General features: G+C 60.1%; 13 protein-coding genes and 1 pseudogene. 10 read left to right on the top strand and 4 right to left on the bottom strand.

The genetic code is table 11. The annotated features are described in order from the left end of the window. The first annotated feature begins 128 nt into the window (after window positions 1–128). From F8N62_RS06530 to F8N62_RS06510, 5 genes are all read left to right on the top strand, one after another. Window positions 129–1,040, top strand: a complete 912-nt coding sequence (locus F8N62_RS06530; RefSeq protein WP_150710177.1) for an SDR family oxidoreductase — start codon at window positions 129–131, stop codon at window positions 1,038–1,040. A 508-nt stretch (window positions 1,041–1,548) separates the two neighbouring features. Then, on the top strand, window positions 1,549–3,342 hold the full coding sequence (locus tag F8N62_RS06525; RefSeq protein ID WP_150710176.1) for a DUF1302 domain-containing protein: 1,794 nt from the start codon (window positions 1,549–1,551) through the stop codon (window positions 3,340–3,342). Between the two features lie 23 nt (window positions 3,343–3,365). Then, window positions 3,366–4,733, top strand: a complete 1,368-nt coding sequence (locus F8N62_RS06520) for a DUF1329 domain-containing protein (protein WP_150710175.1) — start codon at window positions 3,366–3,368, stop codon at window positions 4,731–4,733. Between the two features lie 140 nt (window positions 4,734–4,873). Further along, complete coding sequence (locus tag F8N62_RS06515; protein WP_150710174.1) at window positions 4,874–7,429, top strand: helix-turn-helix transcriptional regulator; 2,556 nt, start codon at window positions 4,874–4,876, stop codon at window positions 7,427–7,429. A gap of 148 nt (window positions 7,430–7,577) precedes the next feature. Beyond that, a complete protein-coding gene (locus tag F8N62_RS06510; RefSeq protein WP_150710173.1) occupies window positions 7,578–7,904 on the top strand; it encodes a hypothetical protein in 327 nt (108 codons plus the stop codon). A gap of 67 nt (window positions 7,905–7,971) precedes the next feature. Here the strand turns inward: F8N62_RS06510 and F8N62_RS06505 are convergent, their stop codons facing one another. After that, window positions 7,972–8,766, bottom strand: coding sequence for an IclR family transcriptional regulator (locus F8N62_RS06505; RefSeq protein WP_150710172.1), 795 nt, complete (start codon window positions 8,764–8,766; stop codon window positions 7,972–7,974). Window positions 8,767–8,931: 165 nt separating this feature from the next. Here F8N62_RS06505 and hmgA point away from each other — a divergent pair, with 165 nt between their 5' ends. Genes hmgA through maiA form a run of 3 tightly spaced genes read left to right on the top strand, consistent with a single transcriptional unit; the run spans window position 8,932 to window position 12,192 of the window. Further along, a complete protein-coding gene (hmgA, locus tag F8N62_RS06500; RefSeq protein ID WP_150710171.1) occupies window positions 8,932–10,236 on the top strand; it encodes a homogentisate 1,2-dioxygenase in 1,305 nt (434 codons plus the stop codon). Between the two features lie 3 nt (window positions 10,237–10,239). After that, the gene (fahA, locus tag F8N62_RS06495; RefSeq protein ID WP_150710170.1) at window positions 10,240–11,544 is read left to right on the top strand and encodes a fumarylacetoacetase; all 1,305 of its coding nucleotides are present in this window, start codon (window positions 10,240–10,242) and stop codon (window positions 11,542–11,544) included. Window positions 11,545–11,556: 12 nt separating this feature from the next. Continuing rightward, complete coding sequence (gene maiA, locus F8N62_RS06490; protein ID WP_150710169.1) at window positions 11,557–12,192, top strand: maleylacetoacetate isomerase; 636 nt, start codon at window positions 11,557–11,559, stop codon at window positions 12,190–12,192. Window positions 12,193–12,304: 112 nt separating this feature from the next. Here maiA and F8N62_RS06485 read toward each other — a convergent pair whose 3' ends face one another. Continuing rightward, window positions 12,305–13,108 (bottom strand): SirB1 family protein, encoded by an 804-nt coding sequence (locus F8N62_RS06485; RefSeq protein WP_150710168.1) that lies wholly within the window; start codon window positions 13,106–13,108, stop codon window positions 12,305–12,307. 173 nt (window positions 13,109–13,281) lie between these two features. Between F8N62_RS06485 and F8N62_RS06480 the strand changes: the two genes are divergently transcribed. Then, the gene (locus F8N62_RS06480; protein ID WP_150710167.1) at window positions 13,282–14,301 is read left to right on the top strand and encodes a Glu/Leu/Phe/Val dehydrogenase family protein; all 1,020 of its coding nucleotides are present in this window, start codon (window positions 13,282–13,284) and stop codon (window positions 14,299–14,301) included. Between the two features lie 261 nt (window positions 14,302–14,562). On the opposite strand, the pseudogene F8N62_RS06470 reads toward F8N62_RS06480, so the two are convergent. After that, window positions 14,563–14,817, bottom strand: a pseudogene (locus tag F8N62_RS06470) (YebG family protein); the annotation flags it as partial. A 359-nt stretch (window positions 14,818–15,176) separates the two neighbouring features. Here F8N62_RS06470 and F8N62_RS06465 point away from each other — a divergent pair. Further along, on the top strand, window positions 15,177–15,677 hold the full coding sequence (locus F8N62_RS06465; RefSeq protein ID WP_150710165.1) for a phosphate-starvation-inducible protein PsiE: 501 nt from the start codon (window positions 15,177–15,179) through the stop codon (window positions 15,675–15,677). On the opposite strand, the gene F8N62_RS06460 is transcribed toward F8N62_RS06465, so the two are convergent. Next, window positions 15,674–15,991, bottom strand: a complete 318-nt coding sequence (locus tag F8N62_RS06460) for a DUF3509 domain-containing protein (RefSeq protein WP_150710164.1) — start codon at window positions 15,989–15,991, stop codon at window positions 15,674–15,676. The genes F8N62_RS06465 and F8N62_RS06460 overlap by 4 nt on opposite strands. Window positions 15,992–16,251 lie beyond the last annotated feature (260 nt).

Raw genomic sequence — 16,251 nt, 5'->3', positions numbered from 1 at the left:
CCGTCAACCTGCTCATCATCCCCCAGCCTTATCGCACACCATTCAGCCTTCCCCGTGTTGATTGTGACCAGAAGTGCCTTGCCTGACACTCGGACTCATCGTCCTTTGGCCTGCTGGAGTCCCCCCCGATGAATGAGTCTGTGCGCTTCGAAGATAAAGTCGTGATCATCACCGGCGCCGGTGGCGGCCTCGGGCGTGCCCACGCGCTGTTGTTCGCCAGACAGGGGGCCAAAGTGTTGGTCAACGATCTTGGCGGCTCGACTCAAGGAGAAGGCGCCAACGCTTCGGCGGCGGACCGCGTGGTTGCGGAAATTCGTGAGGCCGGCGGCACGGCCGAGGCTAACCACGATTCCGTCACCGACGGCGACAAAATCGTCCAGAACGCCCTCGACGTTTTCGGCCGTGTCGACGTGGTGGTCAACAACGCCGGAATCCTGCGGGACAAGACCTTCCACAAAATGGACGACGCCGATTGGGACCTGGTTTACCGCGTCCACGTCGAAGGCGCCTACAAAGTCACCCGCGCCGCCTGGCCGCACCTGCGCGAGCAAAACTACGGCCGCGTTATCTTCACCGCGTCGACCTCGGGCATCTACGGCAACTTCGGCCAGTCCAACTACGGCATGGCCAAACTCGGCCTCTACGGTCTGACCCGCACACTGGCCATCGAAGGACGCAAGAACAACATCCTCGTCAACGCCATCGCCCCCACCGGCGGCACCCGCATGACCGAAGGCCTGATCCCGCCGCAAGTGTTCGAACAACTGAAGCCGGAACTGGTCAGCCCGCTGGTGGTGTACCTGGCCAGCGAAAACTGCCAGGAAACCTCCGGGCTGTTTGAAGTCGGTGGCGGCTGGATGGGCAAGGTGCGCTGGGAGCGCAGCCTCGGCGCCGGGTTCGATCCTCGGGTGGGGTTTTCACCAGAAGATGTGGCGGCGCACTGGCAGCAGATCTGCGACTTCGAAGGCGCGGCGCATCCGAAGGACAACATTGAAGCGTTGAAGGAAATGATGGGAAATTTGCAGAAGTACGCCCTCTGATTGCATCGCTGTCGGCGGGGCTCGTCCGAGCCTCGCCTCCCTCAAAAACCATCGCCCATAAAAAAGGCCGCTGCAAACGCAGCGGCCAAAGCAAGACGTTGGATCAAGGAGCAACAAATCAACGTCAGTAAACACGGGGCGATGAGTCGAACGCTCGAATCATCCAGATCTGTCGACAACGGGAGGGGTAACTCACTTCCGGTTGCCTTGCGCTTTGCGACGGTTCGCCTTGAACGCACGGGCAGAATAACTGCTTGAACCGTAAGGAAAAATAGCGATTAGTGACATGAACTGTTGCAGCATGAGTAACAGTGGGCCCTGATTGGGGGCGTCGGCCATGCGCACGGCTGATGGTCAGCTATCCAGCCCATCCATACTCCGCGCAAACCTTCGCGCTGAGCGGCCATTCATCCTTTAGAGCTACACCACAAATACCTCCTTCGTGCGCTTATCGCCCCCGACCTGCGGCAGTAGGGTGTGGCCTTCTGTCACTCACCGGGGAAGACGCATGACAAAAACAACAATGCGCGCCATCTTCAAACCGCAGGCGCTGGCCGCTGCGGTGGCCTTGGGTTGCTGTGCCCAGGCGCAGGCCGTTTCATTCAGTATTGGGGAAATCGAGGGGACGTTTGACTCATCGCTGTCCGTCGGCTCGAGTTGGGGCATGCGCGATGCCGAAAAGTCTCTGGTCGGCACCGTCAACGGCGGGACCGGCCAGGCGTCGACCGGTGACGACGGGCGCCTGAACTTCAAGAAGGGCGAAACCTTTTCCAAGATCTTCAAGGGCATTCACGACCTTGAACTCAAGTATGGCGACACCGGCGTATTCGTCCGTGGCAAGTATTGGTACGACTTCGAATTGAAGGATGAAGACCGCGAGTTCAAGCCAATCAGTGACCACAATCGCAAGGAAGGCTCCAAGTCGGCCGGTGCGCAGATACTCGATGCCTTCGTCTATCACAACTATTCCATTGCTGACCTGCCGGGCACCGTGCGCGCGGGCAAACAGGTGGTCAGCTGGGGCGAAAGTACGTTCATCGGCAACTCGATCAACAGCATCAACCCGGTCGACGTTTCAGCGTTCCGCCGCCCTGGCGCCGAGATCAAGGAAGGCCTGATCCCGGTGAACATGCTGTTCGGCTCGCAAGGCCTGACCGAGCAGCTTACGGTCGAGGGCTTCTATCAACTGGAATGGGATCAGACGGTTCTCGACAACTGCGGCACCTTCTTCGGCGGTGACGTGGCGGCGGATGGTTGCACCACGGGCTACACGGTCGCCAGTCCTGCCATCGCACCGTTGCAACCGATTGCTGCCGCGTTTGGGCAAGGCTTTCAGGTTGGCCGGGAGGGCGTGATCGTACCCCGTGGCGGCGACCGCGATGCCCGTGATTCCGGGCAGTGGGGCACCGCATTGCGCTGGCTGGGCGACGACACCGAGTACGGCCTGTACTTCATGAATTACCACAGCCGCACACCGAACGTCGGCACCACCACCGCCGGACTGGGCACGCTGGCACGGATCCCCGGCATCGTCGCCGCCGCCAACGCAATCGCACCCGGCAGCGGTTCGGCACTGGCTCAAAGCGTGATGCTCGGTCGCGGCCAGTATTACCTTGAATACCCTGAAGACATTCGCCTTTACGGTGCCAGTTTCTCCACCACGTTGCCGACTGGCACGGCGTGGACCGGCGAGATCAGCTATCGCCCCAATTTGCCGGTCCAGATCAACAGCACCGACCTGACCCTGGCCATGCTCAACCCGATTGCCGGCGGCACGCTGTCGCCCATCGCAACCCGGCCGGGGGCGGACAACAAAGGCTATCGCCGCAAGGAAGTGACGCAAGTCCAAAGCACCCTCACGCACTTTATCGATCAGGTTGCCGGCGCAGATCGTCTGACCCTGGTGGGCGAAGCGGCGGTGGTTCATGTCGGTGGGCTGGAGGACAAAAGCGAGCTGCGTTACGGGCGTGACTCGGTGTACGGCCAATACGGTTTCGGCGGTGACACCGACGGTTTCGTGACGTCGACCTCGTGGGGCTACCGCGCCCGCGCCATCCTTGATTACAACAACGTGATCGCCGGGATCAACTTCAAACCGAACCTGTCGTGGTCCCACGACGTCGCCGGTTATGGCCCCAACGGGCTGTTCAACGAAGGCGCCAAGGCGATCAGCGTCGGCGTCGATGCGGACTATCGCAACACCTACACCGCGAGCTTGAGTTACACCGACTTCTTCGGTGGTGACTACAACACCCTGGAAGATCGCGACTTCCTGGCGTTGAGCTTTGGCGTGAACTTCTGATCTGGCTGAGAAGGATGATTTCAATGCGCAAGATGATTCTGCAATGTGGTGTTCTGGCCTTGAGCCTGCTGGCCGTCAACGTGATGGCCGCGGTGTCGCCGGAAGAAGCGAACAAACTCGGCACCAGCCTGACGCCGGTAGGCGCCGAAAAGGCCGGCAATGCCGACGGCTCGATTCCGGCCTGGACCGGCGGCATCCCGACCAACGCCGGGGCGGTGGACAGCAAAGGTTTCCTGGCCGATCCGTTCGCCAATGAAAAACCGCTGTTCACCATCACCGCGGCGACCGTCGACAAGTACAAGGACAAGCTTTCCGACGGTCAGATCGCGATGTTCAAACGCTACCCCGAGACCTACAAGATCCCGGTCTACCCGACCCATCGCACGGTGGCCTTGCCCGCGGACATTTACGAATCGGCCAAGCGCAGCGCGCTGAACGTGACGCCGATCAACGATGGCAATGGCCTGGCCAATTTCACCGGCAATCGCTACTACGCTTTCCCGATTCCGAAGAACGGCGTCGAAGTGATCTGGAACCACGTCACCCGTTATCACGGCGGCAATTTGCGTCGCACCATCACCCAGGCCACCCCGCAGTCCAACGGTGACTTCACGGTGATTCGCTTCAAGGATGAGGTCGCGGTGCCTTCGCTGCTGGGGGATTTGAAACCGGGCAGCGACGAAAACGTCCTCAGCTACTTCAAGCAGGAAGTGACCGCGCCAGCGCGATTGGCGGGCAACGTGCTGCTGGTTCACGAGACGCTCGACCAGGTCAAGGAGCCACGCAAGGCGTGGATCTACAACGCCGGCCAGCGCCGCGTGCGGCGTGCGCCGCAAGTGGCCTATGACGGTGTCGGCACGTCGTCCGATGGCCTGCGCACCACCGACAACTTCGACATGTTCTCCGGCGCGCCGGATCGCTATGACTGGAAGCTGATCGGCAAGAAGGAAATGTACATTCCTTACAACAGTTACAAGCTCGACTCGCCCAACCTCAAGTACACCGACGTGATCAAGGCCGGTCATATCAACCAGGACCTGACGCGTTACGAGTTGCACCGGGTCTGGGAAGTCGTCGCCACGGTCAAGCCCAACGAGCGTCACGTGTACGCCAAGCGTCACATGTACATCGACGAAGACAGTTGGCAGGTGGCACTGGCCGATCACTATGACGGTCGCGGTCAGCTCTGGCGTGTCGCCGAAGGTCACGCGCAGTTCTACTACGATCACCAGGTGCCGGCTTATACGGTCGAGGCGCTGTATGACTTGATCGCCGGTCGATATATCGCACTGGGGATGAAGAACGAGGAGAAGCGCAGCTTCGAATTCGGAATCGATGCAAAAGCGGGGGACTACACGCCGGCAGCCTTGCGGAGTACAGGGGTTAGGTAACCGTCCTACAGGCTCCTACACAAAAAGGTGACCCTCAGGTCACCTTTTTTATAGACGCCAATCAGTACGCTGAATACTTCTTCAACAAGCCGTGTAGAGAGGGCTAGGGTGGCGCCACAATTATAAAAAGGCGCACCACTATGACTGCCATGACCCCGTGTCTGGACCGTCCTGGACTCTTGCCCCGTTTGTCTTGCCATCACCTGTTTCGCGAACGGTTGATCAGTCCATTGCTGACTTCGACCGCGCGGGTGAAATTGCTCTGTGCGCCGGCCGGCAGTGGCAAAAGCGCGCTGCTCATCGAGTGCCTGTCTCAGGCGCCCGATGAGTGTCAGATCGGTTGGCTGCCGTTGGCGGGAATGGCAATGACGGCGGCCGAATTCCGGCAGCGGTTGGCCCACGCGTTGTGCTTGGGTTCGGCGGACGAATCCGCACTGCTGGCCGCTCTGGCGCAGCTGCAAACGCCGACCTGGTTGTGCCTCGACGATTACTGCCGTACGCCCAACCCGGAGCTCGACCAGTTGCTCGACCGGCTACTGGCCGTCAGTAGCCCGACGGTCACGTGGTGGCTGAGCGGGCGGCGCCGTCCGCAATGCAATTGGCCACGCCTGTTACTCGCCGATGAGTTGTACGACGGCGAGCGCTCCACGCTGGCATTCAACGAAGCTGAAGTTGCGCAGCTGTTGCATCACCTGGAGCCGGAACAGGCGGCGAAACGTGCCAGCAGAATTGTCGAACTGACCGGAGGCTGGTGCGCGGGCGTGCGGATTGCGCTGCTGCAAAAGTGCGATGGGTCGCGCAACGAGCAGCTGCACGGCCGCCCGGACACCTTGCACGATTACCTCGACCACGAACTGTTCGGCATGCTGACCCCGGAGCTGACGGAGGCCTGGCGGGTGCTGGCGCATCTGCCGCGGTTCAATGCCCGGCTGTGCGATCACTTGTTCGGCGCAGGCGAGGGTGCGCAGTACCTGAGCACGTTCCAGACGTTGGGCTGTTTTGTCGAGCCTTGGCAGGACTCGACCGACTGGTCGCAGATTTTTGCACCCCTTACGCAGTTGATGCGCGAGGAGCAATGGCCGGCGGGACGATCCTGGCATCGTCGCGCCTGTCAGTGGTTCGCTGCGGAACAAGACTGGAAAGCCGCGTTCGAGCAAGCCTTGCTGGCCGAAGAGTTCGAGGTCGCGGTCAGTCTGCTTCAGCATTTCAGTTTCGAGCAACTTTTCGAGGAACAAACGGTGGTGCTCTTGTTGCGCCTGCATGAACAGCAGGGTGACGCGCTGATGTTGGGCTCGCCGCAATTGGTGGGGCTGATCACCGCGGCCTTGTTATTTGCCGGGCGGTTCGAGCAGGCAGGCGAATGCATTGAGCATTTATCGCGCTTTGTCCCTCAGCCTTCGGCGTTACAGCAACGGCAACTGATCGCGCGTTGGCAGGCTCTGCAGGGTTGGCTGTTGCATTTGCAGGGACGCATGGAGCCGTCGCGGGCGCATTTGCTGGCGGCGCTCGACCAACTGGGTCCGGAACTCTGGACCGCCCGACTGATGTGTCTGTCCGGCCTGACCCAGCAAGCCCTGCTGCGAGGCGAACTTGACGTGGCGCAGGCCATCAACCGTGAGGCGCTGTGCCTGGCGCGTGCACAAGGCTCGCTGGTGTTTGAAGGCCTGCTGGAGCTCGATCACGCGCAATTGCTCGAGCAGCGGGGGGCACCCGGCAGGGCCGGGCATCTGCTGGCCAACATGCACGCCTTGCTTGTCCAGGAGCAACCGCTGGCACAACCCTTATTGGGACGGATTGCCCTGCAGCGGGGGCGTTTGAGCCTCTGCCAGGGGCAAGATGCCCAAGCCGCCGAGTATTTCGAAAGCGGTCTGCACATCTGCCTGCGCAGCCAGGACAAGCGGGTGCTTTACGGGTACTTGGGTCTGGCGCAATTGGCCGCCAATCGTCTCGACTACGATCAGGCTTTCGTGCTGCTGCGTGACGCCGAGCGGCTGATGCAGCAGCGGCGAATTCCAGACACGGTCTACCGCGGGGTCCTGCTGCACATCAGCAGCCATTTCTGGTTACAGCAGGGGCGGCCGGAACTGGCGCATGAGGCCCTGACCCGGGTGCTGCGCCATTATCACGGACCCCATGCACGACAGGCGCCGCCGGCCACGCTGGAATTGATCCCCGGCCTTGAATACCTGCTGGTACTGACCGAGGTCCATTTGAAACAGGCGCAAACCCCCGTGCAACAGCTTGAGTCCCGCCTGCAATGGGCCAGTCAGCGGGGGATGTCGGGATTGCAAGCGCAATTGCACCTGGCGCTGGCCGAAGTTGCCTGGCTGACCGGGGATACGCAGATGGCTGGGCTGGCATTGCAGCAAGGATTGGCACTGATCAAGCGCTGTAACCTGCAGCAAACCTTGCGCGATCTTCAGCTACGCCAGCCGCATTTGCCGGGCGTCACCGGGTGTGCCGAGCCGGCTCATTCTCCCCTGCCGATGGCATCACTGAAGAATGGGTTGAGTCAGCGTGAAATAGAAGTTCTCGAGTTAGTTGCGCTGGGTAATTCCAATCAACAAATAGCCGATCAGTTATTTATATCGTTGCATACGGTAAAAACCCATGCGCGGCGAATTAACGGAAAGTTGGGCGTAGAACGTAGAACCCAGGCGGTGGCCAAGGCAAAATTCCTGGGTCTGGTAAATTGATGTGCTTGTAATCGTTTACGAATGCATACAAGTTGTGGGCTGTACTTCGAATGTCGAGCTGTTTATAAGTTTTGCGTCGACCCGGTCATTGGGTATTTCTATTTGAGTGTGTATTGGTCGGCATATCAATTATTGAAAGGAAACAATTATGGATATCGCTTTGCTCGAAAAAGTCAGTCAGAGGCTGGCCAGGATAGTTGAAGATGTGGGTTATACGATCGATGTGGATGATACTTATCTAACTTCCGTGGTTATCAATGATCAGGGCAAGCAGGTCGTGGATTATTCGGAAAGTCTGAGTTGGGCGGTCATGGAAAAAGTTCAGGCGGATGAACTACCGGAATTCAGCGATGACTACGCTGGCGTTTTTGCCGAGCGCTGGACATTCGAGCCGGATTATAGGGTTCCCGGGTTGAGTGTTGAGCAGGTCAGGTTATTCGGCTGCGAAGTGGTCGAGTCCTTTCGCAACAGGTAATGAGTGAGTCAAGGAGGCAGCCGCCGAGCCTGAGTCCAGCGAAAAAACGACGCTGGCGTAATCCCGGCTACAGGGAGACTGCGCTCGCCTCATAGCCCATGCGCCAACTCACGGCCCGCGTCGCCGCCAGCAATCGCTGGGCCGCCGGGCCGTTTTCGTCGGCGTGGAACAATGACGCCGGACCGACGATAGTCATGACCGCCGCCACGTTCCCGACCGCATTCAACACCGGGGCCGACAACGCATCGACCCCCGGCATCAACAAACCATGCACATGGTGCAGGCCGCGGCCGCGAATCTGTGCGCACAACGCTTCATACGCCTGATCACTGGCCAGCGCATGGGCCGCTGCGTTTTGCAGCTCCTGTTCGCGCAGGTCCACGGTTTCGCGCTTTGGCAGGTAGGCGCCAAACACGAGGCCGGTGGATGAACTGAGCAAGGGCAATACCGAGCCCAATTGTGTGACGACCGTGACCGCACGCACCGCCGGTTCGATATGCACCACGGTCGCGCCCTGATTGCCCCACACCGCCAGAAAACAGGTTTCATTCAATTCATCGCGCAGTTCGGCCAAGGGCAGGGCGGCGACCTTCAGCACGTCCATACTGTTGAGTGCGGCCAGCCCCACGCGCAAGGCTTCGCGACCCAGGCCATAGTGGTTGGTCGCGGTGTTCTGTTCGGCAAAACCGCTGGCAATCAACGCCTGCAAATAGCGGTGAACCTTGCTTGCCGGCATCTGTACGTGTTCGGCCAGCCGTGACAAAGACGTCGATGGCGACAACTCGGCCAGTGCCTTGAGGATGTCGGTGCCGACCTCGGCCGAGCGGACTTTCTGTTTGTCGTTGTTGCGCGGCGTTTCCATGGGAGGCGGTCTGATCCGGGACGAGTGGGCGTCTTTATAGCTTGACGGTCATTACCAATCAAATTACGTTATGCGTAATCAAATTACGATAAAAATAACCCGGGCGTGCCGTGACCTCTGCAACAGAGCGAAAGGCCATTGCCTGTTCCCCGTTCAGGAGGCTCCATGAACCTCGATTCAACGGCGCCCGCGCTGGCTTATCAGTCCGGCTTCGGCAACGAATTCAGCAGCGAAGCGTTGCCCGGCGCACTGCCCGTCGGCCAGAACTCCCCGCAGAAAGCGCCCTACGGTCTTTACACCGAACTGTTTTCCGGCACGGCGTTCACCATGGCCCGCAGTGAAGCGCGCCGTACCTGGATGTATCGTATTCAGCCGTCGGCCAATCACCCGGCGTTCGTCAAACTGGAGCGGCAACTGGCGGGCGGCCCGTTGGGTGAAGTCACCCCCAATCGCCTGCGCTGGAACCCGCTGGACATGCCCTCCGAGCCCACTGATTTCATTGACGGCCTGGTGAGCATGGCCGCCAACTCCGGCGCGGATAAACCGGCCGGGATCAGCATTTACAACTACCGCGCCAACCGCTCCATGGAACGCGTGTTCTTCAATGCTGACGGCGAACTGTTGCTGGTGCCTGAACTGGGGCGCCTGCGTATCGCCACCGAGCTGGGCGTACTCGAACTCGAACCGCTGGAGATCGCCGTGCTACCGCGCGGTCTGAAATTCCGCGTCGAATTGCTCGACCCGCAAGCCCGCGGCTACGTTGCCGAGAACCACGGCGCGCCGCTGCGTCTGCCCGACCTGGGGCCGATTGGCAGCAACGGCCTGGCCAATCCGCGGGACTTCCTGACCCCGGTGGCACACTACGAAAACCTCAAGCAACCGACCACGATGGTGCAGAAATTCCTCGGTCAGTTGTGGGGCTGTGAGCTCGATCATTCGCCGCTCAACGTGGTCGCCTGGCACGGCAATAACGTGCCGTATAAATATGACCTGCGCCGCTTCAACACCATTGGCACGGTCAGCTTCGATCATCCTGATCCATCGATTTTCACCGTCCTGACTTCGCCGACCAGCGTTCACGGTCTGGCCAATCTGGACTTCGTGATCTTCCCGCCACGCTGGATGGTGGCCGAGAACACCTTCCGGCCACCGTGGTTCCACCGCAACCTGATGAATGAATTCATGGGCCTGATCAAGGGCGAGTACGACGCCAAGGCCGAAGGCTTCGTGCCCGGCGGAGCGTCGTTGCACAGCTGCATGAGCGCTCACGGTCCGGACGGCGAGACCTGCACGCGGGCGATCAACGCGGAGCTGGCGCCGGCGAAAATCGACAACACCATGGCCTTCATGTTCGAGACCAGCCAGGTGCTGCGTCCGAGCCGTTTCGCCCTCGACTGCCCGCAACTGCAAACCAGTTATGACGCCTGCTGGGCCACGCTGCCCGCCACTTTCGACCCGACCCGGAGATAACCCATGACTCAGACTTCCATTACTCGTAGCTGGGTTGCCTCCGCCAACGGCCATGCCGATTTCCCGCTGCAAAACCTGCCGCTGGGCGTGTTCAGCGTGAAGGGTTCTGCTGCGCGCAGCGGCGTGGCGATTGGCGAGCACATCTTTGATCTGGAGGCGGCGCTGGCGGCCGGCCTGTTCGAGGGCGTTGCTAAAACTGCGGTTGAAGCCACCCGTGGCGGTCAGCTCAACGGGTTTTTCGAACTGGGCCGTGAGGCTCGCGTTGCCCTGCGCGAACGCCTGATCGAGTTGCTGCAGGAAGGCAGCACCCTGCACGGCAAAATCGAAGCCCAAGGTGCAAAACTGCTGCCGCTGGCGGCGAATTGCGAGATGCACCTGCCGGCAAAAATCAACGACTACACCGACTTTTACGTCGGCATCGAGCACGCGCAAAACGTCGGCAAATTGTTCCGCCCGGACAACCCCCTGCTACCGAATTACAAGTATGTGCCAATCGGCTATCACGGTCGCGCGTCGACCATTCGCCCCTCCGGCACCGATGTTCGTCGCCCTAAAGGCCAGACCTTGCCGGCCGGTCAGACCGAGCCAACCTTCGGCCCGTGCGCACGTCTGGATTACGAACTGGAACTGGGCATCTGGATCGGCCAGGGCAACGACATCGGCGACTCGATTGCCATCGGTGACGCGGCTGATCACATCGCTGGTTTCTGTTTGCTCAACGACTGGTCGGCGCGGGATATTCAAGCGTGGGAATACCAGCCACTGGGACCGTTCCTGTCGAAGAGTTTCATCACCAGCATTTCGCCGTGGGTGGTGACTGCCGAAGCGCTGGAACCGTTCCGTCGTGCGCAACCGGCGCGCCCGGAAGGTGATCCACAGCCGCTGCCGTACCTGCTCGATAAACGCGATCAAGCCGCTGGCGCTTTCGACATCGAACTGGAAGTGCTGCTGCTCACCGAAGCCATGCGCGAACAGAACCTGCCGGCCCATCGCCTGACGCTGAGCAACACCCAACACATGTACTGGACCGTGGCGCAAATGGTTGCGCATCACAGCGTCAACGGTTGCCAGTTGCAGGCCGGTGACCTGTTTGGTTCGGGCACCTTGTCAGGGCCGGAAAACACTCAGTTCGGCAGCCTGTTGGAAATCACCGAGGGCGGCAAAAAGCCGATTGAACTGGCCTCCGGCGAGGTGCGGAAATTCCTCGAAGACGGCGACGAAATCATCTTGCGCGCCCGTTGCAGTCGCGACGGATTTGCCTCCATCGGTTTCGGTGAGTGCCGCGGCAAAGTACTGCCGGCGCGTTAAGAGGATCGGGTCATGGAGCTCTATACCTACTACCGTTCGACCTCGTCGTATCGAGTGCGCATCGCGCTGGCGTTGAAGGGCCTGGATTATCAGGCGCTGCCGATCAACTTGATCGCCCCACCGGGCGGCGAGCATCGCCAGCCGCCTTATCTTGCCGTTAATCCGCAAGGCCGGGTGCCGGCCTTGCGCACCGACGAAGGCGAACTGCTGATCCAGTCACCGGCGATCATCGAGTACCTGGAAGAACGTTATCCACAGGCGCCGCTGCTGTCCAAAGACCTCGCCGCCCGCGCGCGTGAGCGGGGTGTCGCGGCTGTGATCGGCTGCGATGTTCATCCGCTGCACAACGTCAGTGTGCTCAATAAGCTTCGGCAGTTGGGGCACGATGAAGCGCAGGTGGTCGAGTGGATCGGGCACTGGATCAGCCAGGGGCTGGCGACGGTCGAGCAGTTGATTGGCAATGAAGGTTTTTGCTTTGGCGCCGAGCCGGGATTGGCGGATGTGTATCTGATCCCGCAGCTGTACGCGGCTGAGCGCTTCAGTGTTTCGCTTGAGGCGTACCCGCGGATTCGTCGGGTGGCAGTGCTGGCGGCGACACATCCGGCGTTTATCAAAGCGCACCCGGCGAATCAGCCAGACACTCCCTGACGATCTGACGCTTATTTGCTGATGAGACTTGAGGTCAAAAGATCGCAGCCTGCGGCAGCTCCTACATTGGATTGGTGTATACCCCGTAGGAGCTGCCGCAGGCTGCGATCTTTTAATGGACGATAGAGTTCGGCGGCAGGTGCCCGAGGCGTTCGGTCAGGCGAATCCTCTGGATCGGGTCGTCGCTGAGCAGCAGCGCATGCTCCAGGTCAAAGCGTTCGGCATTCGGGCAGTCCAGCCGCTGGTAGAGGCTGGCCCGGGCCAGGTAATCGGAGGCGCTGGCGTTGCCCATTTCCAGCACGCGCTCGGCGTCGATCAGCGCGCCGATGTAGTCATCATGGGAAAGGTGCAACTGACGCAGGTTGCGCGACAGTCGCTGGAGCATTTGCACCGGCTCAGCTGTCAGCAAATGCTCGGCACTGAGCTTCATGTTCGGGCCGTACTGGCGATGCAGCAGTTCCCGGCAATCGTTGGGGTACAAGCGACGACCGCCGCAAGGATCCAGCAAGTGATCGGCCCCCGGAACCCGTAACAGAAAATGCCCGGGAAAGTTGACCCCGACCAACGGGATTTCCAGGCCTCTGGCCAGCTCCAGGGCAATCAGACCCAGCGCCAACGGTTGTCCGCGCCGGCGCTCCAGCACTTTGTCGAGCAACGCCACTTGCGGGCGCAAGGGGGTGAAGTCGTCCTGGGCGAAGCCCAGATCATTGAGGCGGCGCAGCATTGGCTGGGCCAGTTCGCTCACTGGCAGCATCGGCAGACCATGACTGACGCGCTGTTGCAGGTCCTTGAAGTTCGCCAGAACCGCCTGCGGATTCACTGCGTTATCGTGCTCGACGGCAATCCACAGCGCGGCTTCGAACAGCGCGGGCGGTGATCGTTGCAGACAGTCAAAGAAGCGTTGGCGCGGCGTCATCAAAATCTCCGGGTCATGCCTCGTTTTAGCCTCGTCTGCGGTGTTCGTCCAGTGCCACGCCAGGTTATGTCCGAAAGCCTGAATGGCAACGGCGCTTATTCCGGTGTGCTTCTGCAAATTTTGGGCGCGAGCCTATACTGGCGACTACAAGAAGTGATTCGGGAGCCCCTACGATGTTCGCTCTCATGCAAAGCACTCGCCTTGAATCGCTGCATCTGAGCGTCGACCCGGTCACCGGGTTGAAGGCGGTCATTGCCATTCATAACAGCCGGCTCGGGCCTGCCCTGGGCGGTTGTCGTTACCTTTCCTACCCCGACGACGAATCTGCGGTCGAGGATGCCATTCGCCTCGCGCAAGGCATGAGTTACAAGGCAGCGCTGGCCGGCCTGGCGCAGGGTGGCGGGGTGGCGGTGATCGTGCGACCGGTCCATGTGGAAAACCGCGCCGCGCTGTTCGAGGCGTTCGGCCGCTGCATCAATCAGCTCGACGGACGTTACATCACCGCCATCGACAGTGGCACTTCGGTAGCGGACATGGATTGCATCGCCCAGCAGACCCAACACGTCACCAGCACCACCTCGGCAGGTGACCCGGCGCCTCACGCGGCAATGGGCGTGTTCGCTGGCATTCGTGCCACGGCCATGGCGCGACTGGGCAGCGACAATCTCGAAGGCCTGCGCGTGGCCATCCAGGGTTTGGGTAATGTGGGGTTTGCCTTGGCCGAACAGCTGCACGCCGCCGGTGCCGAGTTGCTGGTCAGCGACATTGATCACGGTAAGGTGCAACTGGCGATGGAGCAACTCGGTGCTCACCCAATCGCCAACGATGCGCTGCTCAGCACGCCCTGCGATATTCTCGCGCCATGCGGTCTTGGCGGAGTGCTCAACAGCCACAGCGTGGCGCAACTGCGTTGCTCGGCGGTCGCCGGTTCGGCGAATAATCAACTGACGCATCTGGACGTTGCCGATCAACTGGAGCGGCGCGGCATTCTGTATGCACCGGACTACGTGATCAATTCCGGCGGGCTGATCTACGTGTCACTCAAACATCGCGGCGAAGAGCTGACGACCATCACTGCGCACCTGTCGAAGATCAGCTCACGGCTGACCGAAGTCTTTGCCCACGCCCAAGCGGAAAAACGTTCGCCGGCGCGGGTGGCGGACGAGTTGGCGGAGAAGGTGTTGTACCGATAGGCACACCGCATTCCCTTGTAGGAGCGAGCTCGCTCGCGAAAAACCTGAGGCCACCACGGGCAGTCAGGCACCCAGCGTCATCGTTCACGACCATCGCGAGCGAGCTCGCTCCTACACTGACCCGGACATGAAAAAGGCCCTGAGCCATTCGACTCAGGGCCTATTCAATTCGGGCATTTCTTACTTGGGTGCCTTGGCTGCTTTGGCTGGCTTGGTCGGCTCAACCTCTTCAACAATCGTCGCCACCTTTTCTACGATTTCAGCGGGTGCATTGAGCAATTCAGTCAACGCATCCGGCTGGCTCTTGAACGCCTTGGCGAACACATCACGGTTCTTCGCCATGTAGATTCCGGCTTCTTCCACTTGCTGCTCGCTCAGGGACGGAACGGCTTTTTGCAACACTTCAGCCAGCAGTTCGGCCAGTTCGAGCATTTTGTCATGACGGTCAGCTTCGGCTTTATCCATGAACAAACGCTCCAGATCTCGGCTGCTGCGGTATACCACTTCGACGGCCATTCACCACCTCACATGCCTTCACGATAGTTGTCTGTTTCGACCACTGTATTTATATACAGCGAAAAGGATAAGCGAATCCCTGCGCTTTGGGTAGTGGCTTTTCAATGTAGACCGAAATCGGGGTATGTCAGGTTGATTGTGTTGCGCCTTTCGCGGGCAAGCCCGCTCCCACAAGGATCACCGCTGAACCCTGTGGGAGCGGGCTTGCCCGCGATGGCGTCCGTCCAACCACCGCCAACGTGTCTCATATCACGCAGCCATCATCTCACCCAACAGTATCTGGCCTTTTTTCTGCATGCAGATCAACCGTCACGTCCAACCCGCATCATCCGCTCGAACCGGGCTAAGGAAGAATCATCGTGAAAATCAACTGGGCCGAGAACCTGCGGCAGAATGTGCACCAACTCGCCGAGTCCCTGGGCAATCTGTTCGTCGAGACCTTCCACTACCTGGCGCTGTTCGCCATCGGTGCGGTGACCGCCTGGGCGGCGGTAATGGAATTTTTGGGAATGCTGGAGCAGGGGCATATCAAGATCGATGACATCTTGCTGCTGTTCATCTATCTCGAACTGGGGGCGATGGTCGGGATTTATTTCAAGACCAACCACATGCCGGTGCGTTTCCTGATCTATGTGGCAATCACGGCGCTGACGCGACTGCTGATCTCCAACGTCTCGCACCACAATCCGCCTGATCTGGGCATCATTTACCTGTGCGGCGGCATTCTGCTGCTGGCGTTTGCGATTCTGGTGGTGCGTTACGCTTCATCGCAATTCCCTTCGGTGAAGATCGAACACCCGCAACGCAAGGTCGGTGCGGGTTCCGGTGAGCATCCCGAGGTGGAGAAGGGCGAAATCTAAAGCCGCATGGCCAGCCGCGGCTGATCTTTGACGGACGGCGGCGGCAGGTTGCAGTTGTCGCCGTCGGTCATGGCTTCAAGGATAGACATGGCGCTGTGGCCCTGCTCGATGGCAATGCCGAACTGGATGCTTTGCACCAGGCGTTTGAGGCGCTTGGGGTCATTGCGTTGTTCGGCGCTGATCATCCGCTTGGCCACGACGTGGCCGCTGTTGGACAGGGTCAGCATGATGCTGCCGTCCAGACCCTGAATGCTCAGGTTGATCTGATAGTCCGGTGCGAAGGCATCGGTAATGAGCTGAAAGGGGTTGTCCATGTTGCGTCACCGCCTGATTGAACGTGCAGTTGTTGACCGGCCATGATCGGGTTGGTTCGCAACTCCAGACCATCGGCATTCCACAGCCATATACCGTCATCGCTTTGTAGGAGCTGCCGAAGGCTCGGGCCGCGTTCGGCAGCTCCTACACGGATGTAGCAAGGGGCATGCCGGAAAGATTGTCGAACAATCATCGGCCCCTGTAGGAGCGAGCTTGCTCGCGATGGACGCCAACGTTAACCCGTGTTTACCGGGTAAAC

Origin of the sequence: Pseudomonas fluorescens (assembly GCF_902497785.1) — a bacterium.
GTDB lineage: Bacteria > Pseudomonadota > Gammaproteobacteria > Pseudomonadales > Pseudomonadaceae > Aquipseudomonas > Aquipseudomonas fluorescens_BO.
Note: the sequence above shows the minus strand (reverse complement) of the source record. Positions and strands in the feature narration are given on the sequence as shown.